Below are 24921 nucleotides of genomic sequence, written 5' to 3' on the forward strand. Positions count from 1 at the left end.
TCCGATGCTTGAAACCACCAAGCTGCTGTACGCAAACCCCCTTGACGGCCCGGGCGCCTTGGACGGCTGGGTCATTGAAGGTCCGCTCGCAGTAGGGAAGTACGACGGCGGTGGGGCGCCTGGGGAGGGTACAGCGCTTGAGCTCTCGGGAACCCTGGACGACGCCGAATACGGCGACCACGCCCACTGGACGCTGTGGTGCCCGGAGGAATTCCCGGACCATATCAGGATCAGTTGGGAATTCCTGCCGATCGCCGAGCCAGGACTTGCCATGGTGTTCTTCTCTGCGGCAGGCCAACGTGGTCTGGACTTGTTCTCACCAGACCTGGCACCCCGTACCGGCTACTATCCGCAGTACCACTCCGGTGAGATCGACGCCCTCCACGTCTCCTATTTCAGGCACAAGTACGAGTCCGAGCGGGCCTTCCGGACCTGCAACTTGCGCAAAAGCGCCGGGTTCCAGCTGGTTGCCCAAGGAGCCGATCCGCTCCCGCCAGCCGAAGATGCTAATGGCTTTTACGCCATGGAAATCATCAAGGACGGGGCACGCGTTGCGTTCTCGATCAACGGGCTGCCGCTCTTCGACTGGACAGACGCTTCCTCGAAGGTCCTGGGTGGCGGAAGAATCGGCTTACGCCAGATGGCGCCGTTAAAGGCGGCCTATCGCAACCTGGCGGTTCAGACGTTGTCGGAATCTGGCGGCTGAATGCAGCGGCCCGGAGGGATCATCATCTCCGGGCCGCTGAAAACGGCGAAACATGCCGGTTGTTCGGCTATTTCACGGCTCCGCCAACAACAAGCGCTTCACGGAGGCGTACCTGCGGACACTGGACACACTGCATGAACTTGGCCCGCAGGCCGCAGTTGAGCAGGTCACCGTGAAGGAAAGGGACTTGGCCTGATCCCGGTGGAAGCTCCTGCTTGTCGCTGCCTTAATCTTCCTTGTTCGGCAGGAGTTCCTGGGCTTTGGTCTTGACTCCTTCTTTGATGACTCCCCAGGTGCTGGGGTCGCCTTTGGCCAGGGCCTGGGCGGTGTTGAGTGCCTGCTCAAGGGTGGTGTGGGGCGGGATCGGCGGGATGTCGGGATTGGTGTGAACGTCCAGGACGACGGGTCGGTCGGCCGTGAGTGCTTTCTCCCAGGCCTCCCCGACATTGTCGGGTGTTGTCACGGTGATACCTTCCAGGCCGAGGCTCGCGGCGAAAGCCGCATAGTCGACGTCGGGAAGTGACTGGGATTCCGGAAATGCCGGGGCCCCGCCCATGGCGCGCAGTTCCCAGGTCACGTGGTTCAGGTCGTTGTTGTGCAGTACGGCCACGATCAGCCGCGGATCCGGCCACTCCTGCCAGTATCGCTGGACGGTGATCAGCTCCGCCAGGCCATTCATTTGCATCGCCCCGTCGCCAGCGAATGCGATGACAGGCCGATCAGGGTATCCGAATTTCGCGCCGATCGCATAAGGTACCGCGCATCCCATGGTGGCCAGGGTTCCGGAAATCGAGCCCCTTGTGCCGCTGCGGAATTTCAGCTGCCGGGCATACCAGTTGGCGGAGGAGCCGGAGTCAGCGGTAATGATTGCGTTCTCGGGCAGCCGGTCGGAGAGCTCGGAGAAGAGCCGCATGGGGTTCACCGGTGAGGCCTCGACTGCAGCTTCTGAAGACATCGTCTTCCACCAACGACTGATTTTCGTTTCAAGGTCCTCGCGCCAGGAAAGATCATCCTTCCGGCGCAGGAGCGGAATCATCGCTTGCAGCGTGACGGCCGCGTCGCCGACGATGTTGAATTCGTAGGGATAGCGCAGGCCGATCATCGCCGGGTCGATGTCGATCTGGACGCCGCGTGCCTGGCCTTCCTTGGGCATGAACTGGGGGTACGGGAAGCTTGAGCCGATGGTGAGCAGGGTGTCGCAGTCGCGCATCATCTCGTAGCTGGGCCTGGTACCCAGCAGGCCGATGGAGCCGGTGACATAGGGCAGGTCATCAGGCAGGGAGTCCTTGCCGAGCAGCGCCTTGGCAACACCCGCGCCCAACAAGTCCGCCACCTCGCGTACTTCGGCTGCTGCGCCGCGGGCGCCGTGCCCGATGAGTATGGCGACCTTCTTCCCTTCGTTGAGCAGGTCCGCAGCTCCCTGGATCGCTTCATCGTCCGGACGGATATCCGGCGGCCGGATGCCCAGGCTGGAGGGCACCATCTTCAGTGCGTGAGTGGGAGGGGAGTACTCAAGCTCCTGCACGTCGGTAGGAATGATGATGGCAGTGGGCGCCCGCCTGGACACCGCGATGCGTATGGCACGGTCCAGGACGTTGGGCAGCTGCTCCGGGACGGTGACCATGTGGACGTAGTCGGAGGCTACGTCCTTGAACAGGGTCAGCAGGTCCACTTCCTGCTGGAAAGAGCCGCCCAGTGCGGTCCTTGCCGTTTGGCCGACGATCGCCACAACGGGGACATGGTCGAGCTTGGCGTCGTACAGGCCGTTGAGCAGGTGGATGGCTCCCGGACCGGAGGTCGCGATGCAGACCCCGACTTTTCCCGTGAATTTCGCGTACCCAACTGCCTCCAGGGCTGACATTTCCTCGTGCCGGGCCTGAATGAACTTGGGTTGATTTCCGGCCTTCCCGAACGCTGCCACGATGGCATTGATCCCATCGCCCGGGTATGCGAAGACTTTATCCACTCCCCATTGGCGAAGTCTGTCGAGCAGATACTCTCCCACTGTTGGTGATGCCATGGTCCACCTTCCTTTCGTGCACCCTCGGGCTGCCCCGCAGCGGGCGGGACGCCAACGCCGACTCTGGGGCCAGTATGGATCTTTGTATTGGCAGTGTCACTGCCTGCCGTCAATTGGTCGCGAACGTTGTCATTGTGGCAATGGCCCACGCCATGAAGCCGACGAGTAACAGCACGACCAACCCGAGGAAGTTCACGGGTCAGGTTCCACAGAAGGTCCGGTAGGTGCCGAAGCTTTCGGGGGCGGCAGCGGTGTAACGTCCGAGACCGGGGCGCTCTTCAAAAGGCGAGGCCAGGGCTTCCAACAGCCGTTTCAGCGGATCCAGGTCGCCATCGGTAGCGGCGGCGAGGGCCTCCTCCACCAGGTGGTTTCGAGGGATGTAAATGGGATTCAACCGGTCCATCACGTCGGCATCAGGGTCCAAAGCGCGCCAGCGCTCAACCCAGGCATCAAATGCTGCCAGATCGAGAACCAGGCCTCGCGCAGGTTCAGCGTGGCCACGGGCAGCTTGGCCAAGGCTGCGGAAGAACGATGTGTAGTCGACCTGTCCCTCCTGAAGCAGAGCCATAAGCTCGTCGACGAGCGGCGAGGTCACCTCGTCGTCGAGCCCTTCCCGCAGCCCAAGCTTGGCCTTCATGCCAGCAAACCAGGCGGCACTGTACCGACGGCGGAACTCACCGACTGCTTTCACCGCAAGTTCCACCGCCTGCTCCTGATCATCATGGAGGAGGGGCAGGAGAGACTCGGCCAGCCGGGCAAGGTTCCACTCCGCTACGAGCGGCTGGTTGCGGTAGGCATAGCGTCCGCCCTCGTCGATCGAGCTGTAGACGGCGGCGGGGTCGAATGCGTCCATGAAGGCGCACGGGCCGTAGTCGATGGTTTCGCCCGAGATGGTCATGTTGTCGGTGTTCATGACCCCGTGGACGAACCCCACGAGCATCCACTGAGCAAGTAGCGACGCCTGGACGGTTATCACGCTTTGGAAGAGGGCGAGATAGCGGTTCTCCGCTTCGGCCGCGGCGGGATGGTGACGGGTGATTGCGTAATCGGCAAGACGGCGCAGGAGGTCGATATCGCCTGTCGCCCGGGCATACTGGAAGCTGCCAACGCGCAGATGACTGCTCGCGACCCGCGTAAGTACCGCTCCGGGCAAGAGGGTCTCACGCTGCACGGAACGGCCGGTCGCCACGACGGCGAGGGATCGGGTGGTGGGGATCCCCAATGCGTGCATCGACTCACTCACGACGTATTCGCGCAGCATCGGACCGACGACTGCCAGCCCGTCGCCGTTTCGAGCGAACGGCGTGCGCCCTGATCCCTTGAGGTGAATATCGCGACGCTGTCCGTCCACGTGCATAATCTCGCCAAGCAGGAGTGCGCGCCCGTCGCCGAGACGCGGGGCGTACCAGCCAAACTGGTGGCCTGCGTAGGCCTGCGCTACCGGAGTAGCCTCCGTGGGAACCGCATTGCCGATCAGCAGAAGCAAGCCTTCAGGACTGCGGAGGAAATCGGGGTCCAGACCTAGCTCCGTGGCGAGTGGCTCGTTGAGCACCAGCAGTTGCGGGTCGGTCACCTCCTCAGCCCGCCACGGGATGGCCATCTCCGCAAACTCCCGGGCGAAGCGGCCCTCAAACATCACGGTTGACTGGGCTAAGTCACTCATCCATTAAGGATACCGGCGGCGTAGTTACCGACCATTGCTGCCCCCACAGCAGACTGCCATTCTTGATGAATCCACACTCAGCCAGCGAACGAAGGACGATAAGATGCCGCTTTATCTATCAAAGTTCAGCTACACACCGGAGACTTGGGCGAGGCTGATCAACAAGCCGGAGGACCGCCGAAAAGCCGCCCAGGAATACATCGAATCGGTTGGTGGGAAACTCCACGGATTCTGGTACGCCTTCGGAACTCACGACGGCTATAACTTGTGGGAGGCTCCCGACAACGTTTCCATGGCTGCGGTTGCGCTGGCTATCAATGGAGGCGGGGCACTAAGCTCACTGGAAACGACCGTGCTCCTGACCGTCGACGAAACGATGGAAGCCCTACGGAAAGCCGACCAGATCAAGTATCAACCTCCGGGTGCCTGACGATTCTTGCCGGCGACCCCGCTCCTAAGGAACAGGCGTAAGCACGGCTGGTGCTGCCGCACCCGCCGTGCTTTGCCGCACCACCAGTTCGGGAGTGAAGACGACGGCCCGATGCCGTGGGTGCTGGGCGTCGAGCTCCTCGCTCAAAAGCTCAATGGCCGTACGGCCGATAGCTTCCGTGGGCTGCCGGATGGACGACAGCGGGACCACGGCGGAGACAGCGAAGTCGATGTCGTCGTAGCCGATTAGTGCTACGTCATCTGGAATGCGAACGTCGTGCATCATGGTGAGCGACTGCATCACGCCGAGGGCCAGGAGGTCGTTGGCGCAGAAGATGCCATCAGGAAGCTCTCCGCGGGAGCGCTCCACAAGGCTGTTGCCCACGCCGCGGCCAGCGAGCACGGTCTGGCCGTTGGAGTCCAGGAACTCGAGCGTGGCACCGTCCGCTTCCGTGACGGCGCGCCGGGCGCCGCCCAGGCGGTCTGCCACCTGGCGGATGGAAAGGGGACCGCCGACGAAGGCAAGCTTCCGTCGCCCAAGGTCCAGGAGGTGGCGCGCGGCGAGGTAACCTCCGGCGTCGTCGTCTACTGAGACGGAACTGTAGCGGTCCTCATCAGCCAGCCGGTCCACCAGCACCGTGGGAACGCCACGCTGGCGCAGCGCATCAAGGCGGTCCCCGATATCCCCCACTGGAGACAGAAGCAGGCCCTGGACGCGCTGTTCTTCGAAGAGGTCGATGTAGTGGGATTCGCGCGCCACGTCGTGGCCACTGTCGCCGAGCAGGACCGCACTCCCATTGACGGCGGCGGCGTCCTCCGCCGCCCGGACCAGCGAGGTGAAGAACGGGTTTCCGACGTCCAGGACAACGACGCCGATGGTGCGGCTGTGTCCGGCGCGGAGCTGCCGCGCGGCATCGTTTCGGACGAAACCGAGCTCGTCGATTGCCTTGAGGACGCGTTCCTTAGTGCGACTGGAGACGCGGTCCGGGTTGTTCAGGACGTTGGAGACTGTGCCCACCGCAACTTGCGCATGGTTGGCTACGTCCTTGATGCTGGCTGCCCGCGACATGCTGACTCGTTCCTCCGAAAGTCTTGCTGTTCCCGAGTGAAAACGTCTTGACACCCGTCTGATGTCCAGAGTACTTTGAATCGTAACAATGAAACGATTCAAAGCGGAAGAAAGTTTCAGAGCGATCTTTCGACCGCAACCGATCACCGTGTACAGGGGTCCCATATGAGGGTTTGTTTCCGATCGTCGGTCCAGCCGGCACTGCTTGAGGAGTATCGACGGCGGCACGCTGCCGTCTGGCCCGAGATGCTCACCGCGCTCAGGGAGGCAGGCTGGAACAACTACTCGCTGTTCCTTGGCAGCGACGGACTGCTGATCGGCTACCTCGAATGCGATGACTTCGACGCCGCTAAGGCCCGCATGGCCCTCACTGACGTCAACGCCCGCTGGCAAGCGGAGATGGCTTTGCTCTTCCAGGACAGCGACGTCCCGCCGGATGAAGGGTTCACGATCCTTGAGGAAGTCTTCAACCTCGACGAGCAACTGGCCGCGGCCAACAGCCGCAACCACTGACACTGCCTTATACCGAAGAAAGAAACATCATGAACAACATAGAAACGGCGCTCAGCCGGCTTTCGGAGCTTGCCATTGAAGTTCCGTCCTGGGCATACGGCAATTCGGGGACGCGCTTCAAGGTGTTCGGCACGCCCGGTACTCCACGGACTGTCCAGGAGAAGCTGGCGGATGCGGCCAAGGTCCACGAGCTGACGGGACTGGCGCCGACGGTGGCGCTGCACATTCCATGGGACAAGGTGGATGACTACGCGGCACTGCGGGAGTATGCGGACGGACTGGGCGTGGGCCTGGGCACCATCAACTCGAACACCTTCCAGGACGACGAGTACAAGTTCGGCTCCCTGACGTCGTCGGACGAGTCAGTGCGCCGCCGGGCGATCGACCACCACTTCGAGTGCATCGACATCATGCACCAGACCGGTTCCCGGGACCTGAAGATCTGGCTGGCCGACGGCACCAACTACCCCGGCCAGGATGACCTCCGGGGCCGGCAGGACCGTCTGGCCGAGTCGCTTCAGGAGATCTACGCGCGCCTCGGCGAAGACCAGCGCCTTGTCCTGGAGTACAAGTTCTTTGAGCCGGCGTTTTATCACACCGATGTTCCGGACTGGGGGACCTCATACGCGCAGACCCTTGCCCTGGGCGAGAAGGCCTTTGTGTGCCTGGATACCGGCCACCACGCCCCCGGCACCAACATCGAATTCATCGTGATGCAGCTCCTGCGCCTGGGCAAGCTGGGGTCCTTCGACTTCAACTCACGCTTCTATGCGGATGACGACCTGATCGTCGGGGCAGCGGATCCGTTCCAGCTGTTCCGCATCATGTACGAGGTCATCCGGGGCGGGGGCTTCGGCAAGTCGTCAGGCAAGGAGTCCGGCGTCGCGCTGATGCTTGACCAGTGCCACAACCTGGAGGAGAAGATCCCGGGCCAGATCCGCTCGGTGCTGAACGTGCAGGAAATGACTGCCCGTGCACTGCTTGTGGACACGGCCGCGCTCTCGGAGGCGCAGCGCTCGGGGGACGTGCTGGCCGCGCACGGCATCTTCAACGATGCCTTCTACACCGACGTCCGCCCGGTCCTGGCCGAGTGGCGCGAATCCCGGGGCCTCCCGGCCGACCCGCTCGCCGCCTACAAGGCCAGCGGCTACCAGAAGAAGATCAACGAGGACCGCGTGGGCGGCCAGCAAGCCGGATGGGGCGCGTAGAGCTATGAACACGGAAACCAACAACACCGCAGGCAACAAGACGGTTCAGGACCTGATCACCCGCTCCAACCGCCTCGGCGCAGACAAGCGCAACACGAACTTCGCCGGAGGCAACACCTCGGCCAAGGGCACCGAGAAGGATCCCGTCACCGGCGAAGACGTCCAGCTCCTGTGGGTCAAGGGCTCCGGCGGCGACCTGGGCACGCTGAAGGCCGAGAACCTCGCCGTGCTCCGCCTGGACCGGCTACAGGCACTGAAGAACGTCTACCCCGGCGTCGAACGTGAAGACGAAATGGTGGCCGCCTTCGACTACTGCCTGCATGGCAAGGGCGGTGCCGCCCCGTCGATCGACACGGCCATGCACGGACTGGTGGATGCGGCGCATGTGGACCACCTGCACCCGGATTCGGGCATTGCCATCGCGACGGCGGTGGACGGCGAAGCCCTGACGTCCAAGGTGTTCGGCGAGAAGGTCGTGTGGGTGCCTTGGCGCCGCCCGGGCTTCCAGCTGGGCCTGGACATCGCGGCCATCAAGGAAGCCAACCCGCAGGCCACCGGCACGATCCTCGGCGGCCACGGCATCACCGCCTGGGGCGCGACGAGCGAAGAGGCCGAGGCCAACTCCCTGTGGATCATCGATACTGCCGAGAAGTTCATCGCCGAGAACGGCAAGGCCGAGCCCTTCGGCGCCAAGATTCCCGGCTATGCCGCCCTCCCCGAGGCTGAAAGGAAGGCCAAGGCCGCCGCGCTGGCCGCCGTCATTCGCGGTCTTGCCTCCACGGACAAGCCGCAGGTGGGCCATTTCAGCGACGACGACAGGGTCCTGGAATTCCTCGAAGGCGTCGAGCACCCCCGGCTCGGGGCATTGGGCACCTCCTGCCCTGACCACTTCCTCCGCACCAAGGTCAAGCCCCTGGTCCTGGACCTGCCCGCCGACGCCTCGATCGAGGACTCGGTGGCCCGTTTGAAGGAACTGCACGCGGCCTACCGCGAGGACTACCAGGCCTACTACGACCGCCACGCGACGCCGGAGAGCCCAGCCATCCGCGGCGCTGACCCTGCAATTGTGCTGGTGCCAGGTGTGGGCATGTTCTCTTATGGCAAGGACAAGCAGACCGCCCGCGTGGCTGGCGAATTCTACCTCAACGCCATCAACGTCATGCGCGGCGCCGAGGCGATCTCCTCCTACGCCCCGATCGAGGAATCCGAGAAGTTCCGCATCGAGTACTGGGCCCTTGAGGAAGCCAAGCTGGCCCGCATGCCCAAGCCGAAGTCCCACGCCACCCGCATCGCCCTGGTGACCGGCGCGGCGTCGGGCATTGGCAAGGCCATCGCCACCCGCCTCGCCGCCGAAGGTGCCTGCGTAGCCATCGCAGACCTGAACCTGGAGAATGCCCAGGCCGTGGCCGAGGAACTCGGCGGCGCGGATGTCGCCGTCGGCGTCCAGGCCGACGTGACCGACGAAGCCCAGGTCCAGGCAGCCATCGACGCCGCCGTGCTCGCCTTTGGCGGGCTGGACCTGATCGTAAACAACGCCGGGCTGTCCATCTCCAAGCCGCTCCTGGAAACCACCGAGAAAGACTGGGACCTGCAGCACGACGTCATGGCCAAGGGATCCTTCCTGGTGTCCAAGGCCGCGGCGAAGGTCCTCATCGACCAGGGCCTTGGCGGGGACATCATCTACATCTCCTCCAAGAACTCCGTGTTCGCCGGTCCAAACAACATCGCCTACTCCGCCACCAAGGCGGACCAGGCCCATCAGGTGCGCCTGCTTGCCGCCGAACTGGGGGAGTACGGCGTCCGCGTCAACGGCATCAACCCCGACGGCGTGGTCCGCGGCTCCGGCATCTTCGCCGGCGGCTGGGGCGCCAAGCGCGCTGCGGTCTACGGCGTCGACGAGCAGGAACTGGGCAAGTACTACGCCCAGCGCACACTGCTCAAGCGCGAGGTTCTGCCCGAACACGTGGCCAGCGCCGCCGCGGTACTGACCAGCAACGAACTGTCCCACACCACCGGCCTGCACATCCCCGTGGACGCCGGGGTCGCGGCCGCCTTCCTCCGATGAGCACTGTCTTCGCCGCCGTCGATATTGGCGCATCCTCCGGCCGCGTCATGCTCGGCCGCGTGGGGGCCGGCGGAGTGTCGCTCGAAACGGTGCATCGCTTCCCGAACGGGGTGGGGGAGCTCGACGGCGGCCTCCGCTGGGACTTCGAGGCTCTGTACGCGGAGGTGCTGAAGGGCCTCGAGGCTGCCGCAACCACGGCCGCCGTCGACGGTGAGTCGATCACGAGCATCGGGATCGACACCTGGGCCGTGGACTACGGCCTGGTCAACGCCGCCGGAGAACTGATCGCGCAGCCCTACAGTTACCGGGACGAGCGCAGCCGTGCCGCCGTCGCGAAGGTTCACATGCTCCTGGACGAGCAACGCCTCTACGCCACCACGGGGTTGCAGTTCCTGCAGTTCAACACCATCTATCAGCTGGCCACCGAGCCCGAGCTGGAGGGGCTGCAGGCACTGCTGATCCCTGACCTGATCGCCTTCAGGCTGACTGGCCAGCGCCGGACCGAAGCTACCAACGCCTCCACGACGGGCTTGTTCGACGCAGTGGCGGGGGAGTGGGCCACCGAGTTCTTCAAGCCTTTGGGGCTTCCGCGGAAGCTGTTCCCGCCCTTGATCCAGCCCGGCGAAACCATTGGCACAGTGCTTCCGGAGGTAGCGAAGGCCACCGGGCTGCCTGCCACCACCCCGGTGGTGGCCGTCGGCTCGCACGACACCGCCTCCGCTGTCGCCGCAGTTCCGGCAGAGCAGGAAGACTTCGCCTACATTTCCTCGGGCACCTGGTCGCTGGTGGGCCTGGAGCTGAGCCATCCCGTCCTGACTGAGACCAGCCGCCTGGCGAACTTCACCAATGAACGCGGCGTGGACGGCACCATCCGGTACCTGCGCAATGTTGGCGGCCTGTGGCTGCTGAGTGAATGCCAGCGCACCTGGGCCGAGGAAGGCTACTCCCCATCGCTGGCCAATCTGCTTGAAGCCGCGGCGGAGCTTCCTCCCGGCGGCCCGCAGGTCAACGCCGACGATCCCGCGTTCACCGCGCCGGGGAACATGCCGTCCCGGATCAGGGCCGCGGCTCGCGCCACCGGTACCCTCCTTCCGGAGCGCGCCGCCAGTGTGGTCCGCTGCATTCTGGACAGCCTCGCCGCCGGTTACGCCCGCACTATTGCCGACGCCGAACGCCTCACCGACCGCCGCGTCAGTGTCGTACACATTGTCGGCGGCGGCTCGCAGAACCGGCTGCTGTGCCAGCTCACGGCGAATGCCACGGGCAAGACTGTCATTGCCGGACCCGTCGAGGCCACCGCCCTGGGCAACGTCCTGGTCCAGGCTCGGGCAGCCGGTGCTGTCAGCGGCGGCCTGGCCGAATTGCGCCAACTCGTTGCTGCTGGTGTCGGCCTGGAAAGCTACGAGCCGGCAGCGGACCAGCAGCATATCCGAGTAGGCGTCCTGCAAGCCAGCGGCGCAGGCAAACACTCCTGATGCCAGGAACGACACCAATGAGAATCGCTTTCGCCACGTGCATTGTGGACGCCATGTTGCCCCGTGCCGCGCAGGCCACCGTCTCGATGCTGGAGCGGCTGGGGCACGAGGTGGTCTTTCCCCGCGCCCAGGCCTGCTGCGGGCAGCTGCCTGAAAACAGCGGCTACTTCGACGACGCCGTACCCGTGGTGGCCAACCACGTGCGGGCCTTCGAGGCGGAGGAGTACGACGTCGCCGTCGCACCTTCCGGATCCTGCGTCGCCTCTGTGCAGCACGAGCACCCGATGATCGCACGGCGCGCAGGTGACACAGCGCTCGAGGAGCGGGCGGTCGCCGTCGGAAAGAAAACGTGTGAACTGTCCGAACTGCTGGTGGACGTGCTGGGCGTTACCAACGTCAGGGAGTGAGATAAGCTCGCTCCAATCCAGCCCCCACGCCTCCAAACCGCCAGCATCCAACCCTCACACCGGAACGGACTATGCCACTCTTTGACCTGGATCTCGCCCAGCTTCGCACCTACAACTCGCCGGTGACGACGCCGGACGACTTCACTCAGTTCTGGGACCGCACCATCGCCGACGTGCGCAGCCATGCCCTGGATGCCCGCTTCGAACTGGCGGACAACTACCTGAGCGTCATCGACACCTTCGATGTCACGTTTGCCGGCTATGGCGGAGCGCCGATCAAGGGCTGGCTGCACCTCCCGGCGCACTGGGATGAAGCCTCGCTGCTGCCGGTCGTCGTCGAATACGTCGGCTATTCCGGCGGCCGCGGCCTGGTCAACCAGAATACTCGCTGGGCGCAGGCCGGCTACGCGCATTTCATCATGGACACTCGCGGCCAGGGCTACGGCGGCGTGCTGGGGGAGACCCCGGATCCACACCCTTCGGCAGGGGGCGTAGCCTACGCCGGACTCATGACCCGCGGTGCCGACAGCCGCGAGGACTACTACTACCGCCGGGTGTACGTGGATGCCTTCCGCGCCGTCGAAGCCGCCCAGTCCCATCCCGCCGTCGATGCGTCCAGGGTGATCATCACCGGAATCAGCCAGGGCGGCGGCATCACCGTCGCGGTCGCAGGCCTTGCGGCCGGAAGGCTCGACGGCGTCGTGGCGGCACTTCCCGACGTCCCCTTCCTGCAGGACTTTCCCCGCGCCATCGACATCACGCCCCGCGGCCCCTACCCGGAAATCGCCGCGTTCCTCGGCCGCCACCGGGAGAAGTACGAGCCCATGCTGGCCGTGCTGAACTATTTCGACGGCGTGAACCTCGGCAAAGCGGCCAGCGCCCCGGCACTGTTCTCGGCGGCGCAGATGGATGACATCTGCCCGCCATCCACCGTCTTCGCAAGCTTCAACTCCTACGGAACCGGAAGTGCCGGAGGGGCCTCGAAGGATATCGAGGTGTACCGCTTCAACAACCACGAAGGCGGCCAGGAACACCACTGGATCCGCCAGTTGGAGTACCTTCGGAAGCTGCTGGAGGGCTAGGAGGCAGGGGATGCCCGGGGTCCACAGACTGGACCCCGATTTGGCGCACTGCGAAAGCTGCGGCTAAGGTATGGCCTATGACTAACCGTTGGTATGCGTATTTTTCGTTGGCTCTGGAGGGGCCCGCGTCTAACTGACACGCATCCAACTTTCCTTCAGAGCCAACAGGGCAGAGATCATTCTCTGCCCTTCGCCGTATCCAGGCGGGTTCTGATCGGGCCCGCTCCATTCCCGGAACAGGACCCAATCCATGACCAGCACCACTGCAGACGTCAACTCGAGCATCGACTCATCAGCGCCCGCCGCCCGCGCTTCCACCTCCAACCTCCGCGTCAGCCGCTTTGAGCCCCTGCCCACTCCCGGCGAAATGATCGACGAGCTTCCCCTGACCGATGCCGCGGCGTCCGTCGTCGAGCGTGGCCGCGACGAGGTACGGGCCATCATGGACGGTGTGGACGACCGCCTCCTGGTTATTGTCGGTCCGTGTTCCATCCACGACCCCAAGGCGGGCCTGGAATACGCCCGGAGGCTGGTGAGCCAGGCCGAGAAGCACAAGGAAGACCTGCTGGTGGTCATGCGCACGTACTTCGAGAAGCCGCGCACTACCGTGGGCTGGAAGGGCCTCATCAACGATCCCCACCTCGACGGCAGCCACGACATCGCGGGCGGCCTGCGGGCAGCGCGCGGGTTCCTGCAGCAGGTCACAGCACTGGGACTGCCCACAGCCACGGAATTCCTCGAGCCCATCAGCCCCCAGTACATGGCAGACGTCGTCTCCTGGGGTGCGATTGGTGCGCGGACCACAGAAAGCCAGATCCACCGGCAGCTGGCCTCCGGCCTTTCCATGCCGATCGGCTTCAAGAACGGCACCGACGGCGACCTCCAGGTGGCCATCGACGCTTGCGGTGCCGCTGCCGCCAGCCAGGCCTTCCTAGGCATCGACAGCGACGGCAAGGCGGCGCTCGTGGAGACTGCGGGCAACCCCGACACGCACGTGATCCTGCGGGGCGGACGCAAGGGACCGAACTACTCCGCAGGCGAGGTTGCCGAGGCCTCCGCCAAGCTTGCCGACAAGGGCCTTAACCCTTGGCTAATCGTCGATGCCAGCCACGCCAACAGCGGCAAGAGCCACCACCGCCAGGCGGAAGTGGCCCTCGAAATCGGGGCGCAGCTCGAGGCGGACCCGGCATCGCCGATCGCCGGCGTGATGCTGGAGAGCTTCCTCGTGGGCGGAGCCCAGAACCTGGACGTGGAGCAGCATGCCGCAGGGAAGGACCAGCTGGTCTACGGCCAAAGTGTCACGGACGCCTGCATGGAATGGGACGTTACGGTCTCCGTCCTGGACCAGCTGGCCGCCTCAGCCCGTAAGCGCCGCACGGCTGAGCCGGCCTAGGCGGGCAGTTGCAGGGGAGACTTTCACAACAGCCACATCTGCATCTAGAGTATCTAGCACATGGTTGTTTGATGGCTCAGCATCGGCACACCGCTCGCAGTAACCATGGGGGAAAGCCGTTTACTAAGCCGTAAGCAAAGGAATAAGGGAAATGTCCGCAGAGACTAACTTCTCGAATGCGCGCTTCTTGACTGTGGCCGAGGTGGCCGAAGTCCTGCGCGTTTCCAAAATGACCGTGTACCGTCTCGTCCACTCCGGAGAACTGCCGGCCGTGCGTTTTGGCCGTTCATACCGGGTACCCGAGCAGGCCGTCGAGCAGTACCTCAAGGGGGCTGTGGTGGAGGGCCAGTCGGACACCGCTTAGGGAGCTGACCGCCCGTTCCAAGGACCATGGTGGTCAAACGTGGCCCGGGATAGGCGTTACCCTGTTAAGGATCGTTTTACGTCATTGTAAGAATCTGTCAGTTGTTCTGTCTGCTGCTCTGTCCGCGGACTTTCCCCAACAGACAGGAACTTCATCTAGTTGTGAGGAACTTTCGTGGGTTCAGTTATTAAGAAGCGCCGCAAGCGTATGGCCAAGAAGAAGCACCGTAAGCTGCTTCGCAAGACTCGCCACCAGCGTCGCAACAAGAAGTAGGAATACTTCCACAAGCGTCAATGCCCGCTGCCTGTCCAGGTGGCGGGCATTTTTGCATGCCCGCGTCTCTGCCGTGTCTGGGCGACTTCCTCGCCGGTCGGGTGCGATGCGCTCCTTTGCGAAAGACCGCCGTCGGCATTGACGCTCCGTTACCTTTGGGCGTCTTTTTGAGGTCGCTCTCTCACCTTTGGGCGTCTTTTTGAGGTCGCTCTCTCACCTTTGTCTTAGAGGCGGGGGCCTCGGAAGCGGGCGAAGCCTCTCCATAGTCCGTAGACTGCGCCGCCCAGGGTGGCTGCCTTCAGGCCGAAGGTGGCGGCTCGCCTGCCTGACCGGAAGTCATAAACGGGCCAGTTGTGTTCGCGGGCATGGCGCCGAAGCCTGTTGTCCGGATTGATGGCCACTGGATGGCCCACGAGGGTGAGCAGGGGAATGTCATTGTAGGAGTCGCTGTACGCCCAGCAGCGCTGCAGTTCCAGCCCCTCGGCCTCCGCCACAAGTTGCACCGCGATGGCCTTCGCTGGGCCATGCAGGATGTCACCGACGAGCCGGCCCGTATAGGTGCCGTCCTCGATCTCGCCCACCGTTCCTAGGGCTCCGTTGAGCCCTAGCCGCGAGGCGATCACGCTGGCCACCTCAATGGGCGTGGCAGTCACCAGCCAGACTTTGCGGCCAACCCGAAGATGCTGGTCAGCCAGTGCCTTGGCTCCAGGCCAAATCCTGGATTCGATCATCTCGTCGTAGACTTCTTCGCCCAGCACTTTGATGTCTTCCACCGTGATGCCGGCGGCCAGCGTCAGGGCAGAATCGCGGACAGCATGGACGTCGTCCATGTTTTCGCCGCGCAGGATGAACTTGACCTGTTTCCAGGCGAATCCTGCTGCTTGCGACAGGGTGAAGGCCTTGCGCTCGTACATTTTTCGCGCGACATGGAAGAGGCTGGCACCCTTCATGAGGGTGTTGTCGACGTCGAAGAAAGCGGCTTCGCCGTGTTGCTGCGTTGCAAGCGGCGCCAGCGCCCCGGGGGCGTTCTTCTCGTCGGGCATGCATCGAGTCTAGTCAATCGGCCCCGTCGGCCTGGGTTATGTGACCTTAGGGCCCAGGGCTTCGACGGCGGCCGCGTCGACGCAGCCCGTGAGGGGCGGCTACCGTGGAAGCATGCCAACGCCCGACGTCGTTCTCCTCACCAAAGCTGACTGCCACCTCTGCACCGAGGCGCGTGACGCCGTGGAACGTGTCACCGCCTCGCTTGGCCTGCAGTGGCGGGAACAGTCGATTGACGACGACGAGCAGCTACGCGCGCGGTACGCCGAAGAGATCCCCGTGGTGCTGGTCGACGGCGTGCAGCGCGACTTCTGGAAGATCGACGAGAAACACCTGGCCCGGGTGCTGGCCAAGGCGCTGGGATCCTAGTTGGGATCCTAGGGCGCCCATCGCGGAATGCCGGCTTTGTTCGCTGGTGTAACTGGGCTCTAGAGTGGAAAGCACAAGCGACACAATGGAGAAAATCGTGACTGCGCTGGACTCTTCCGCCGAGGCGGACTCAGGGGAGCCGGAGTCTGCTGCGAAGCAGATACCGCCCGCGGCGGTGGCCCGGATGACTCTCTATCTGCGCGCTTTGAACTCCCTGCTTGCCGAAGGCGTGGAGCGCGTATCGTCCGAAGCGCTTGCCGAAGCTTCAGGAGTCAGCTCCTCCACTCTTCGTAAGGACCTGTCCTACGTGGGCTCGTATGGCACCCGGGGCGTGGGTTACGAAGTGCAGTATCTGAGCCGCCACATCGCCGCGGCATTGGGCCTGACTCACGACTGGAAGGTCGCGATTGTCGGTGCCGGTAACCTGGGCAAGGCCCTTGCCCGTTATGGCGGCTTCGAATCAAGGGGCTTTGACGTGGTGGCCATTTTCGACGCCGATCAGATGGTGATCGGCAACGAGGTCGGCTGGCTGCGCGTCAGTGATGTTGCAGACCTTGAACCCGTCCTGGAAAGGACCGGGACCAACATGGTGGTGCTGGCATTGCCTGCCGCTGTTGCCCAATCCGTGTGCGATCGAGTCATTGCTGCCGGCATCCGCAGTATCCTCAGCTTCGCTCCTGTCCTGCTGCAAGTGCCGCCGCACGTCAACCTGCGGAAGGTGGACATGGCCACCGAACTGCAGATCCTGGCCTACCATGCACAACGGACGCAGACCCCGGGCCAAGCCGTCTGACCTGAGTCGTCTGACCTGACCGGGACTGCGCCCGCGAGTTGGTGCTGCTTTCCCCTCCGCTACCCCTTGCCGCTGGTCAGCGGCCGTACGGGTTCCCCGGCTGGCTGTAGGGGTTGGCGAACGGCTGGTTCTTCTGGAAATACGGTGAGGCGCCCGGCAAGTAGAGCAGCACTATGGCTGCGACACCCAGCAGGATGGTGATTAGCTGGATGGTGCCGTACAAGGCGCCAAACATGAAGGCTCCGCCCAACAGCCCCAGAAGGGAAATTGCGGCGAATACCGTTCCAAGTATTCTTGCCCAATTCTTGCCCTTCCGGACCGGGAAAGCGACCAGCGCATAGAGACCCAAGGTGATAAGCCCGCCCACGATGGCCCCTATAAGGAGCCCACCCTGCATGCCTTCAAAGGTTCCAGGAGGGAGTTCCTGCCCCTGCTGGGCCGCGGATTGCTCCAACAGCGCGTAGAACGAGTCCGCCCCCGATGTGGCAAGCACGATGGAGCTGATGAAATTCAGTATTCCGGCCGCCAGTATCATCAGGAATGCGGTGTTAACCAGCGGCGGAACATCAGATGTGGTTGAAGCCTGCTGACTCGGCCACCCTGCCTGTTGGCTCGGCCAGCCTCCCTGGCCGTACTGGGGCTGCCCATACTGCGGCGCCTGCTGACCGTACTGGGGTGCCTGCTGTCCGTACTGAGGCTGCCCATACTGGGGTGCCTGCTGCGGCGCCTGCTGACCGTACTGGGGTGCCTGCTGGCCGAACTGGGGCTGGCCGTACTGGGGTGTTTCCTGTCCGTATTGCGGCTGGCCGGTCTGGCCATTTTCGGACTTGCCGTACTCGGGCTGTTCAGGCGATCTGGAGTCGTCCGGGTTCGACGGCGGGACGGGAGGATTGCTCATGGCTGTCCTTTGCTAGTTACGACGTGCATGGATGCCGGGTCCAGCAAATACCCCTGCCCCCAGCATGGCTTACGTCCACGGTATAACGCCTGGCGACCGGGAGGGATCATTCCCGGGAAGTATTCTCACGGCGAACGTAGCTGCAATCGTGCAAAGGGAGGCCAGCGCAGCCGGGGCAAAGCCAGCGCAGCCGGGGGATCGGCCGGGGCGAAGCAACGGGAGCCCGGGCTGCCCAGCGGCCGAGGCAAAGGGAAAGGCCGCGACGGGCACCCCGGGGAGCCCTGGCGCGGCCTTCGTCTGGCAAAAATGGAACCAGCCCTTGCCTCTTGGCGTCGCCTAGACGGCGCCCTTTACCGACTTGAACCAGCTCTGTGAATTCGGAAGCCACATGAGAACCGTAGCCGCGACGCTCAGAATGAAGCCGAAGTAGTTGCCGCCACCCTGTCCGCCCATACTCGCGGCACCGATGATGGTCAGGAGCAATGAAACGGCGGCCAGGATCGTCAGCGCGAGCCGCGCCCACTCTTGGCCTTCCTTCATCTTCATGGCCAGGACGACCTGCGCCGCGGCAAGCACGATAGCGATGAGTACGAATAGCAGGACAATCGCGCCGAAGCCGGGGGCCATAGACAGTAGGACCATCGAACCAAAGAAGCCGATGATCCCGAACAGAATGCCCAGGAAACCGCCAATCAGCCAGATCCAGTAGGAGACTTTGAGCTCGGTGGGCATGCCAGTCACATTGAACATGCCGGAGAAGCCGCCCTTGGGCATGACGTCGCTGAAACTCTTAGGACGATCCGTGGGCATTTCGAAGTGCAAACCCCCAGCGGGCTGCGCTGACGGCGCGGGCTGCTGATAGGCCGGCTGTTGATAGCCCTGAGGCTGCTGGTAACCCTGCGGAGTCTGATATCCCGCAGGAGGAACATTGCCAGGCTGCGGTTGTGCACCTGGCTCTTGAGGCGGAGGTACTTCGTTTGGGTTACTCATGGCTCTCACTGTAGACCCGCGATTGGCGGAATCATAGGAAATTTTGAGCCAATTCGACGGGACCTATGGGGTACGTGCCGAACAATTGCCGGGTTACATCGCTCAATACGAAACGGCGCCTCCACCCTCCCGAATCCCTCACTGGCCGCCGTCGTGCACAAGCGGATTATGAAGGACTCGGTCGGGGAAGCGCCGTTAAGGCTGGGGTCCAGGCCAGGCTTCGCCGATAGGCCGATCGAATTTAGGCCGAGGGGGCGATGAAGGCCAGTTCGAGGTTGATGACTACCTTGTCGCTGACCAGCACGCCGCCGGCTTCAAGAACGGCGTTCCAGGTCAGGCCAAAGTCCTTGCGGCTGATCGTGGTCTCACCGGAAATGCCTGCACGGGTGTTGCCGAAAGGATCGACGGCGACGCCATTGAATTCGGTCTCGATGGTGACCTCCTTGGTGACGCCCTTGATGGTGAGGTCGCCCACCAGGTCGAAGCTCTCACCATTGGCGCGAATGTGGCGCGAAACAAAGGTGATCTCCGGGTACTTCTCGACGTCGAAGAAGTCCTCCCCCTTGACATGCGCATCACGATTGGGGTCGCCGGAGTCGAAGCTGGCGGTCCGAATCTTCGCGTTGACCTTGGAGGACGCCAGCGACTCGCCGACTTCCAGCGTTGCTTCGGCATCCTTGAACACGCCCCGGACCTTGCTGATCCCGGCGTGGCGGACAGTGAAGGAAATTTCGCTGTGGGAGTTGTCGAGGGTCCAGACACCGGTGGTGACGTTGGCGGGGAGGGTCATGATGTTGCTCCTTTGGTCTTGGGTGAGGGTTCCCGGAGATCCCGGGTCCATCTTCGTTGTAGTTTCAAGTAAACTCTTCATCCAGTATAAACATGCGTTTGCATGCTTTATTCCCTCATTGGGAACATTTCCCTGAATTCTTGGGTTCTACTTTCGGTAGAAGATTTCAGATCGCCCGCCATCTTTGAGAAACTGGTAAACATGCCCCAAGCAACTGTCCATCTGCTCCGCCATGGCGAGGTCCACAATCCCGCAGGCGTCCTGTATGGCAGGCTGCCCGAATTCCATCTGTCCGAACGTGGGCAGCGAATGGCGGAGGTTCTTGCTGAATACTTCACCGCGCGCGCACGGACGGGCGCAAAGATCGCGTATCTGGTTGCCTCTCCGCTGACCCGCGCCCAGGAAACGGCCATGCCAACTGCGCATGCCCTGAACCTGGAGATCCACACCGAGGAACGCATCATTGAGGCAGGCAACCACTTCGAGGGCCTGAAGGTCAATAGGTACGAGCTCCTCAAGCCCAGGCACTGGGCGCACCTTCGCAATCCGCTGCGCCCTTCCTGGGGAGAGCCCTATCGGGACCAGGCGGCCAGGGTCTTGGCGGCAGCGAATGATGCACGGCTCCGGGCCATCGAACTCGGTGGCGACCGTGCGGAGGCAATCATGGTCAGCCACCAGCTCCCTATTTGGGCAACCCGGCTCAGTGTCGAAGGACGCCCGCTGTGGCACGACCCCCGCAAGCGTGAGTGCACGCTGACGTCCTTGACGTCGCTGGTATTCGACGACGACGGCCGCATCCTTCGCGTGGAGTATACAGAGCCCGCTGCGGCCCTCCTTCCTGGTGCTGCCAGCACCCCGGGGGCATAGCCCATGGCTCGCAGCCTTTCCGGAGGTACCCAAGCCTCACGCCGCAGTGTTCTTGCTGCCGGCGGAGTGGCGCTTACCGCCCTCACCATTGGCCTGTCCGCCTGCGCCCAGGAAGACGCCCTCGCCAAGCAGGCGAAAGCCGGCGACAACAAGAACTATGTGGCGGGCGATGGCTCCGTCACTGAGTTTGCAGTGGCGGATCGCAAAGCGCCGGTCGCCATCAAGGGAACGCTCTTTGACGGCACAACCGTGCAACCCCAGGACTTCCTCGGCAAGGTCACCGTCCTGAACTTCTGGTTTGCTGCCTGCGCACCCTGCCGGGTAGAGGCTCCCGTGCTCGAAGGCCTCCACCAGGAGTTCAAGGAACAGGGCGTCAGCTTCTACGGCGTCAACCTGCGTGACGAGAAGGCAACGGCCGAGGCCTTCGAAAAGACGTTCAACCTCACGTACCCCAGCTTCAATGACAAGGACGGCGCGGTACTGCTGTCCGTCTCCGGCATCGTTCCTCCGGGAGCCGTGCCCACTACCCTGATCCTGGACAAGCAGGGTCGGGTCGCGTCCCGGGTCCTGGGCGAAATCCAGAAGGGCACGCTGAAGGCCCTCATCGCGTCCACGGTAGCCGAGTAGGCGGCCGAATACCTGTGAACAGCCCCTTCGCCGAGACCATCCTTAACGGGTCCCTCCTGCTCGCCATCCCCGTGGCTCTGCTCGCAGGACTCGTTTCCTTCCTGTCGCCTTGTGTCCTGCCGCTTGTCCCGGGCTACCTCGGGTACGTTACGGGACTCACCGGCGTCGATCTCCAGCGGCAGAAGCGCGGGCGGATGCTCGCCGGGATCGGCCTGTTCGTCCTCGGCTTCGCGGCCATCTTCGTCCTCCTCGGCGGCGCCTTCGGCCAGCTCGGCACATTGATGACGGGGCCGCAGAACGCGTGGATCACCCAGTTGCTGGGCATCCTGGTCATCATCATGGGAATCGTGTTCCTGGGCGGCTTCGGCTTCCTGCAGCGCGACGCGAAAATCCATGCCAAACCCCCGGCCGGCCTGTGGGGCGCGCCCCTGCTGGGTATCACCTTCGGTCTTGGCTGGGCGCCCTGCATCGGCCCCACCTATTCGGCGGTGCAGCTCCTGAGTCTCTCGGGCGGATCGTCGGCGGCCAAGGGCGCGTTCCTGGCCTTCGTCTACAGCCTGGGCCTCGGGATCCCGTTCCTCCTGATCGCCCTCGCCGTCCGCAGGGGCATGGGCGTCATGGCGTTCTTCCGCAAGCATCGCCTCGCCATCCAGCGAATCGGCGGAGGCATCCTGATCCTCCTGGGCGTGCTGATGGCCACCGGGGTCTGGGGTGCCTGGGTGACCGAGCTGCAGTACTGGTTCCAAACCGACGTAAAGTTGCCGATCTGATGAGCGAGCGAGTGAAAGCCAACCACAACCGTTCCGAGGACGCCCTCGATCAGGCGAAGGCCGACGCCGCTGTCCCTTCCCTCGGCTTCAAGGGGATGCTGCGCTGGTCCTGGACGCAGCTCACCAGCATGCGGACCGCGCTGTTCCTCCTCCTGCTCCTTGCGGTGGCGGCCGTCCCCGGCTCCCTGTTCCCGCAGCGCCCAGTCAACCCTTCCGTGGTGACGCAGTACATCAAGGACCACCCGGATTACGGCAAGATCCTGGACGCCCTGCAGCTCTACGACGTCTATTCCTCGGTGTGGTTCTCGGCGATCTACATCCTGCTGTTCATTTCCCTCATCGGCTGCGTGGTGCCTCGCGCAATCGTGCACTACAAGGCGATGCGCTCCCAGCCGCCACGGACGCCAAAGCGCCTTTCCAGGCTTCCCGAGTACGGCACCATGGTGCTGCCCGCCGACGCCGGGATCCCGGCGTCGCGCGCTATCACTGATGCCGCAGAGCTGCTCAAGCGACGCGGCTACCGCGTGGACGTCCGGGACGTCGACGGCGCCATGCCTTCCCTCGGAGCCGAGCGCGGCTTCCTCAAGGAAGTGGGCAACCTCGTCTTTCACACCTCGCTGATCGGCGTGCTGGTGTCCGTCGCCGTCGGCGGGCTGTTCGGCTACAGCGGCCAGCGCATCCTGGTAGAGGGCGACACCTTTGTGAACACGCTGGTGGGCTACGACCAGTTCACCCCGGGCACCAACTTCCAGAGCAGCCAGCTCCAGCCGTATTCCATCCAGCTGGACAAGTTCGACATCCAGTTCGACCGCGAATCTCCCAAGCACTTCGGCCAGCCGATCGACTTTACGGCCTCGGTCACCACCAAGGAGTCCCCGGACGCGCAGGCCCAGGAACAGAAGCTGAAGGTCAATGACCCTGTCAGCCTGGGTGGCACCAGCATCTACCTCACGGGCAACGGCTACGCGCCCGTGGTCACCGTCCGCGACGGTGAAGGCAACGTGGCGCTGCAAGGTCCGGTGGTCGCCAAGCTGCAGGGGGACAACTACTACTCGTCGGTGGTGATCAAGGTTCCGGATGCCAAGCCGGAGCAGTTGGGCTTTGTGGGCTTCTTCCTGCCCACGGCCTACCTCACCGAGCAGGGCATCTCGTTCAGCGCCGATCCCGAGCTGTTCAACCCGCAACTCAGCCTGAACTCCTATTATGGCGATCTTGGCCTGGACAAGGGCGTTCCGCAGAACGTCTTCGAACTCGACGTCAAGGACCTCAAGCAACTCAACGGCCGGGACCTGCCCGCGGGCGGCATCACCCTGGCCCCGGGCGGCACCTACACTCTGCCCGACGGTAAGGGCACCATCAGCTTCGACGGCGTGAAGCGGTACATCGGCGTCGACATCCACCACAACCCGGGGCAGGTGTACGCCCTCGTGTTCGCGCTGCTCGCCGTGGCCGGACTCGTCGTGTCGCTCTACGTGAACCGCCGCAGGGTCTGGGTCCGGACCGGCAGGCATGACGACGGGCGGACCATGGTGGAGTACGGCCTCCTGGCCCGCGGCGAGGACCACAGACTCGCCGGTGAAGCTGCGACCATCCGCGAACTGCTCAGCAACGAATGGCAGGACGGCGATCCTGCCGCATCGGCTGCCGAAACCGTCTCTTCCTCCAGTAAGAAGGACCAGTAATGTTCCCCATCAACGAAACCCTGGGCCAGTACAGCGAGCTCTTCATGCTGCTGGCTGCCGGCACCTACACGGTGGCGTTCATCGCCTTCGCCTGGGACCTCGCCAAGAGCAGCAAGACGCTGCAGGCTGTGGACCAGAAGGCGGCGCAGGCCGCATCAGTGGAAGCCAAGCAGCCAGTGGCTGCGGGTTCGGTGGCTGCGGATGCGGTGGCAGGCAGTGCGTCGAAGGCCGCAGCGCCCGACGCCGGTGGGCCGGCTTACCGTGCTGCCCGCCCGTCGTCGTCGAACGCCGCAGTGGGCGGCACCGCCGACGGCGAGATGCGCTATGCGGCGGAACGTCGCGTTCCAGCCCGCGTCGCCGTGGCCCTGACGGTCCTGGGTGCGGGCATCCACGCAGCAGGTGTGCTCACCCGCGCCTTCGGTGCAGGGCGGGTGCCGTGGGGCAACATGTACGAGTTCCTGACCACCGGTGCGTTCGTGGCCGTCGTCGTCTTCCTGCTGGCGCTCATCCGCCGGGACCTGCGCTTCCTGGGCACGTTCGTCATCGGGCTGGCGGTCATCATGCTGGTAGCGGCCTCCGTTGCCTACTGGACGCCCGTGGGCCACCTCGTGCCGGCACTGCAGAGCTACTGGCTCATTATCCACGTCTCCATCGCGGTGCTATCCTCGGCGCTGTTCACGCTGACCTTCGCGATGTCAGCGCTGCAGTTGGTGCAGGCGCACCGGCAAAAGACCCTGGCAGCGGGGGGCGAGGACAAGCTCGGCTTCATGCGCCTGGTGCCGAATGCGCTGAGCCTGGAGAACTTGTCCTACCGCATCAACGCCATCGCTTTCGTGGGCTGGACTTTCACCCTCATGTTCGGCGCTATCTGGGCCGAGAAGGCCTGGGGCCGCTTCTGGGGCTGGGACACGAAGGAAGTCTGGACGTTCGTGATCTGGGTGGTCTACGCGGGCTACCTGCACGCCCGCGCAACCCGTGGCTGGACAGGAACGCGTGCGGCCTGGCTGTCGATCGTGGGCTACCTGTGCGTGATCTTCAACTTCACCATCGTGAACCAGTTCTTCAACGGCTTGCATTCGTACTCGGGGCTTTAGCCCGCGCTTGGCCGAGCGGCGCCCCCGCGCTCACCTGCCTGCCCGAGCTCACCTGCCTGCCCGAGCTCACCTGCCTGCCCCGCCCCACCCAACTGACTCGCAGTTGTTGTCGTTATGAGCGGGCGGAGTCAAGTAGTCGGGGCAACGCTGGGGTTTAGGCTGCCAGCAGCAGTTCGTTGAGCCGGTTGGCTGGGGTTTGCAGGTTCAGGGTGGGCCGGGGCCGGCGGTTGAGTGTGGCGGCGACTCGGCGGAGGTCTTTCGGGGTGTGGACGGAAAGGTCGGTGCCCTTTTCGAACCAGAACCTCAGGAGCCGGTTGGTGTTCTCGTTGGTGC

The 24921-nt window shown here is 63.8% G+C and carries 25 protein-coding genes and 2 pseudogenes; 19 read left to right on the forward strand and 8 right to left on the reverse strand.

The window, feature by feature from the left end; genetic code table 11:
- Positions 1-4: 4 nt before the first annotated feature.
- Both J7E82_RS13595 and J7E82_RS13600 read left to right on the forward strand, forming a co-directional pair.
- Positions 5-706 (forward strand): DUF1961 family protein, encoded by a 702-nt coding sequence (locus tag J7E82_RS13595; RefSeq protein WP_214863530.1) that lies wholly within the window; start codon positions 5-7, stop codon positions 704-706.
- 52 nt (positions 707-758) lie between these two features.
- On the forward strand, positions 759-902 hold the full coding sequence (locus J7E82_RS13600) for a hypothetical protein (RefSeq protein WP_214863532.1): 144 nt from the start codon (positions 759-761) through the stop codon (positions 900-902).
- Between the two features lie 30 nt (positions 903-932).
- Here J7E82_RS13600 and J7E82_RS13605 read toward each other — a convergent pair whose 3' ends face one another.
- Positions 933-2726 carry a thiamine pyrophosphate-requiring protein gene (locus J7E82_RS13605; RefSeq protein ID WP_214863534.1) on the reverse strand — a complete coding sequence of 598 codons (1794 nt, stop codon included), beginning with the start codon at positions 2724-2726 and terminating at the stop codon, positions 933-935.
- A gap of 199 nt (positions 2727-2925) precedes the next feature.
- The gene (locus J7E82_RS13610; RefSeq protein ID WP_214863536.1) at positions 2926-4389 is read right to left on the reverse strand and encodes a YdiU family protein; all 1464 of its coding nucleotides are present in this window, start codon (positions 4387-4389) and stop codon (positions 2926-2928) included.
- A gap of 103 nt (positions 4390-4492) precedes the next feature.
- Between J7E82_RS13610 and J7E82_RS13615 the strand changes: the two genes are divergently transcribed.
- Positions 4493-4819: a GYD domain-containing protein gene (locus J7E82_RS13615; RefSeq protein ID WP_214863538.1), complete on the forward strand. Its 327-nt coding sequence runs from the start codon at positions 4493-4495 to the stop codon at positions 4817-4819.
- 24 nt (positions 4820-4843) lie between these two features.
- On the opposite strand, the gene J7E82_RS13620 is transcribed toward J7E82_RS13615, so the two are convergent.
- The gene (locus tag J7E82_RS13620; protein WP_214863540.1) at positions 4844-5887 is read right to left on the reverse strand and encodes a LacI family DNA-binding transcriptional regulator; all 1044 of its coding nucleotides are present in this window, start codon (positions 5885-5887) and stop codon (positions 4844-4846) included.
- A gap of 165 nt (positions 5888-6052) precedes the next feature.
- Here J7E82_RS13620 and J7E82_RS13625 point away from each other — a divergent pair, with 165 nt between their 5' ends.
- The 9 genes and pseudogenes from J7E82_RS13625 to J7E82_RS13665 all read left to right on the forward strand — a co-directional run bounded on the left by J7E82_RS13625 (position 6053) and on the right by J7E82_RS13665 (position 14667).
- Entirely contained in the window at positions 6053-6400 is a 348-nt protein-coding gene (locus tag J7E82_RS13625) for an L-rhamnose mutarotase (protein ID WP_214863542.1), read from the forward strand.
- 29 nt (positions 6401-6429) lie between these two features.
- Positions 6430-7608 (forward strand): L-rhamnose isomerase, encoded by a 1179-nt coding sequence (rhaI, locus tag J7E82_RS13630; RefSeq protein ID WP_214863544.1) that lies wholly within the window; start codon positions 6430-6432, stop codon positions 7606-7608.
- Positions 7609-7612: 4 nt separating this feature from the next.
- Positions 7613-9673, forward strand: coding sequence for a bifunctional aldolase/short-chain dehydrogenase (locus J7E82_RS13635; RefSeq protein WP_214863546.1), 2061 nt, complete (start codon positions 7613-7615; stop codon positions 9671-9673).
- Positions 9670-11148 carry a rhamnulokinase family protein gene (locus tag J7E82_RS13640; protein ID WP_214863547.1) on the forward strand — a complete coding sequence of 493 codons (1479 nt, stop codon included), beginning with the start codon at positions 9670-9672 and terminating at the stop codon, positions 11146-11148. Before J7E82_RS13635 ends, J7E82_RS13640 begins: the two co-directional genes overlap by 4 nt.
- Positions 11149-11165: 17 nt before the next feature.
- Positions 11166-11552, forward strand: a pseudogene (locus J7E82_RS13645) (heterodisulfide reductase-related iron-sulfur binding cluster); the annotation flags it as partial.
- A 74-nt stretch (positions 11553-11626) separates the two neighbouring features.
- Positions 11627-12637 (forward strand): acetylxylan esterase, encoded by a 1011-nt coding sequence (locus J7E82_RS13650; protein WP_214863549.1) that lies wholly within the window; start codon positions 11627-11629, stop codon positions 12635-12637.
- A gap of 250 nt (positions 12638-12887) precedes the next feature.
- On the forward strand, positions 12888-14030 hold the full coding sequence (locus tag J7E82_RS13655; RefSeq protein ID WP_214863551.1) for a 3-deoxy-7-phosphoheptulonate synthase: 1143 nt from the start codon (positions 12888-12890) through the stop codon (positions 14028-14030).
- A gap of 151 nt (positions 14031-14181) precedes the next feature.
- The gene (locus J7E82_RS13660) at positions 14182-14394 is read left to right on the forward strand and encodes a helix-turn-helix domain-containing protein (protein WP_214863553.1); all 213 of its coding nucleotides are present in this window, start codon (positions 14182-14184) and stop codon (positions 14392-14394) included.
- Positions 14395-14568: 174 nt separating this feature from the next.
- Positions 14569-14667 (forward strand): 30S ribosomal protein bS22, encoded by a 99-nt coding sequence (locus J7E82_RS13665; RefSeq protein WP_003792170.1) that lies wholly within the window; start codon positions 14569-14571, stop codon positions 14665-14667.
- Between the two features lie 224 nt (positions 14668-14891).
- On the opposite strand, the gene J7E82_RS13670 is transcribed toward J7E82_RS13665, so the two are convergent.
- On the reverse strand, positions 14892-15710 hold the full coding sequence (locus J7E82_RS13670) for an HAD family phosphatase (RefSeq protein ID WP_214863555.1): 819 nt from the start codon (positions 15708-15710) through the stop codon (positions 14892-14894).
- A gap of 112 nt (positions 15711-15822) precedes the next feature.
- On the opposite strand from J7E82_RS13670, the gene J7E82_RS13675 reads away from it, so the two are divergent.
- Together J7E82_RS13675 and J7E82_RS13680 are read left to right on the forward strand one after the other, a co-directional pair.
- Positions 15823-16077, forward strand: coding sequence for a glutaredoxin family protein (locus J7E82_RS13675; RefSeq protein WP_214863557.1), 255 nt, complete (start codon positions 15823-15825; stop codon positions 16075-16077).
- 97 nt (positions 16078-16174) lie between these two features.
- Entirely contained in the window at positions 16175-16870 is a 696-nt protein-coding gene (locus tag J7E82_RS13680) for a redox-sensing transcriptional repressor Rex (protein ID WP_374223618.1), read from the forward strand.
- A 76-nt stretch (positions 16871-16946) separates the two neighbouring features.
- Here the strand turns inward: J7E82_RS13680 and J7E82_RS13685 are convergent, their stop codons facing one another.
- The 3 genes from J7E82_RS13685 to J7E82_RS13695 all read right to left on the reverse strand — a co-directional run bounded on the left by J7E82_RS13685 (position 16947) and on the right by J7E82_RS13695 (position 19548).
- Positions 16947-17768 carry a hypothetical protein gene (locus J7E82_RS13685; protein WP_214863561.1) on the reverse strand — a complete coding sequence of 274 codons (822 nt, stop codon included), beginning with the start codon at positions 17766-17768 and terminating at the stop codon, positions 16947-16949.
- Positions 17769-18104: 336 nt separating this feature from the next.
- Positions 18105-18578 (reverse strand): hypothetical protein, encoded by a 474-nt coding sequence (locus tag J7E82_RS13690; protein WP_251041873.1) that lies wholly within the window; start codon positions 18576-18578, stop codon positions 18105-18107.
- A gap of 421 nt (positions 18579-18999) precedes the next feature.
- Positions 19000-19548, reverse strand: coding sequence for a YceI family protein (locus tag J7E82_RS13695; RefSeq protein ID WP_214863564.1), 549 nt, complete (start codon positions 19546-19548; stop codon positions 19000-19002).
- Between the two features lie 201 nt (positions 19549-19749).
- Here J7E82_RS13695 and J7E82_RS13700 point away from each other — a divergent pair, with 201 nt between their 5' ends.
- Genes J7E82_RS13700 through ccsB form a run of 5 tightly spaced genes read left to right on the forward strand, consistent with a single transcriptional unit; the run spans position 19750 to position 24588 of the window.
- The gene (locus tag J7E82_RS13700; RefSeq protein ID WP_214863566.1) at positions 19750-20415 is read left to right on the forward strand and encodes a histidine phosphatase family protein; all 666 of its coding nucleotides are present in this window, start codon (positions 19750-19752) and stop codon (positions 20413-20415) included.
- A gap of 3 nt (positions 20416-20418) precedes the next feature.
- Positions 20419-21042 carry a TlpA disulfide reductase family protein gene (locus J7E82_RS13705; protein ID WP_214863568.1) on the forward strand — a complete coding sequence of 208 codons (624 nt, stop codon included), beginning with the start codon at positions 20419-20421 and terminating at the stop codon, positions 21040-21042.
- A gap of 14 nt (positions 21043-21056) precedes the next feature.
- The gene (locus J7E82_RS13710; protein ID WP_214863570.1) at positions 21057-21812 is read left to right on the forward strand and encodes a cytochrome c biogenesis CcdA family protein; all 756 of its coding nucleotides are present in this window, start codon (positions 21057-21059) and stop codon (positions 21810-21812) included.
- On the forward strand, positions 21812-23494 hold the full coding sequence (locus J7E82_RS13715) for a cytochrome c biogenesis protein ResB (RefSeq protein WP_214863572.1): 1683 nt from the start codon (positions 21812-21814) through the stop codon (positions 23492-23494). Before J7E82_RS13710 ends, J7E82_RS13715 begins: the two co-directional genes overlap by 1 nt.
- A complete protein-coding gene (gene ccsB / locus J7E82_RS13720; protein ID WP_214863573.1) occupies positions 23494-24588 on the forward strand; it encodes a c-type cytochrome biogenesis protein CcsB in 1095 nt (364 codons plus the stop codon). Before J7E82_RS13715 ends, ccsB begins: the two co-directional genes overlap by 1 nt.
- 154 nt (positions 24589-24742) lie before the next feature.
- Here ccsB and J7E82_RS13725 read toward each other — a convergent pair.
- Positions 24743-24921, reverse strand: a pseudogene (locus J7E82_RS13725) (IS30 family transposase); the annotation flags it as partial.

It is taken from the genome of Arthrobacter sp. ISL-30, from assembly GCF_018613855.1.
In the GTDB taxonomy this organism is placed as follows: domain Bacteria; phylum Actinomycetota; class Actinomycetes; order Actinomycetales; family Micrococcaceae; genus Arthrobacter.

What these genes read in the sequence shown, in the direction of transcription:
- J7E82_RS13625 (WP_214863542.1), top strand. Translation starts at nt 6,053, where the DNA reads ATGAGGGTTTGTTTCCGATCGTCGGTCCAGCCGGCACTGCTTGAGGAG.
- J7E82_RS13615 (WP_214863538.1), top strand. Translation starts at nt 4,493, where the DNA reads ATGCCGCTTTATCTATCAAAGTTCAGCTACACACCGGAGACTTGGGCG.
- J7E82_RS13655 (WP_214863551.1), top strand. Translation starts at nt 12,888, where the DNA reads ATGACCAGCACCACTGCAGACGTCAACTCGAGCATCGACTCATCAGCG.
- J7E82_RS13690 (WP_251041873.1), bottom strand. Translation starts at nt 18,578, where the DNA reads ATGCCCACGGATCGTCCTAAGAGTTTCAGCGACGTCATGCCCAAGGGC.
- ccsB (WP_214863573.1), top strand. Translation starts at nt 23,494, where the DNA reads ATGTTCCCCATCAACGAAACCCTGGGCCAGTACAGCGAGCTCTTCATG.
- J7E82_RS13700 (WP_214863566.1), top strand. Translation starts at nt 19,750, where the DNA reads ATGCCCCAAGCAACTGTCCATCTGCTCCGCCATGGCGAGGTCCACAAT.
- J7E82_RS13715 (WP_214863572.1), top strand. Translation starts at nt 21,812, where the DNA reads ATGAGCGAGCGAGTGAAAGCCAACCACAACCGTTCCGAGGACGCCCTC.
- J7E82_RS13695 (WP_214863564.1), bottom strand. Translation starts at nt 19,548, where the DNA reads ATGACCCTCCCCGCCAACGTCACCACCGGTGTCTGGACCCTCGACAAC.
- J7E82_RS13610 (WP_214863536.1), bottom strand. Translation starts at nt 4,389, where the DNA reads ATGAGTGACTTAGCCCAGTCAACCGTGATGTTTGAGGGCCGCTTCGCC.
- J7E82_RS13670 (WP_214863555.1), bottom strand. Translation starts at nt 15,710, where the DNA reads ATGCCCGACGAGAAGAACGCCCCCGGGGCGCTGGCGCCGCTTGCAACG.
- J7E82_RS13640 (WP_214863547.1), top strand. Translation starts at nt 9,670, where the DNA reads ATGAGCACTGTCTTCGCCGCCGTCGATATTGGCGCATCCTCCGGCCGC.
- rhaI (WP_214863544.1), top strand. Translation starts at nt 6,430, where the DNA reads ATGAACAACATAGAAACGGCGCTCAGCCGGCTTTCGGAGCTTGCCATT.
- J7E82_RS13705 (WP_214863568.1), top strand. Translation starts at nt 20,419, where the DNA reads ATGGCTCGCAGCCTTTCCGGAGGTACCCAAGCCTCACGCCGCAGTGTT.
- J7E82_RS13620 (WP_214863540.1), bottom strand. Translation starts at nt 5,887, where the DNA reads ATGTCGCGGGCAGCCAGCATCAAGGACGTAGCCAACCATGCGCAAGTT.
- J7E82_RS13595 (WP_214863530.1), top strand. Translation starts at nt 5, where the DNA reads ATGCTTGAAACCACCAAGCTGCTGTACGCAAACCCCCTTGACGGCCCG.
- J7E82_RS13685 (WP_214863561.1), bottom strand. Translation starts at nt 17,768, where the DNA reads ATGAGCAATCCTCCCGTCCCGCCGTCGAACCCGGACGACTCCAGATCG.
- J7E82_RS13600 (WP_214863532.1), top strand. Translation starts at nt 759, where the DNA reads ATGCCGGTTGTTCGGCTATTTCACGGCTCCGCCAACAACAAGCGCTTC.
- J7E82_RS13660 (WP_214863553.1), top strand. Translation starts at nt 14,182, where the DNA reads ATGTCCGCAGAGACTAACTTCTCGAATGCGCGCTTCTTGACTGTGGCC.
- J7E82_RS13605 (WP_214863534.1), bottom strand. Translation starts at nt 2,726, where the DNA reads ATGGCATCACCAACAGTGGGAGAGTATCTGCTCGACAGACTTCGCCAA.
- J7E82_RS13675 (WP_214863557.1), top strand. Translation starts at nt 15,823, where the DNA reads ATGCCAACGCCCGACGTCGTTCTCCTCACCAAAGCTGACTGCCACCTC.
- J7E82_RS13635 (WP_214863546.1), top strand. Translation starts at nt 7,613, where the DNA reads ATGAACACGGAAACCAACAACACCGCAGGCAACAAGACGGTTCAGGAC.
- J7E82_RS13650 (WP_214863549.1), top strand. Translation starts at nt 11,627, where the DNA reads ATGCCACTCTTTGACCTGGATCTCGCCCAGCTTCGCACCTACAACTCG.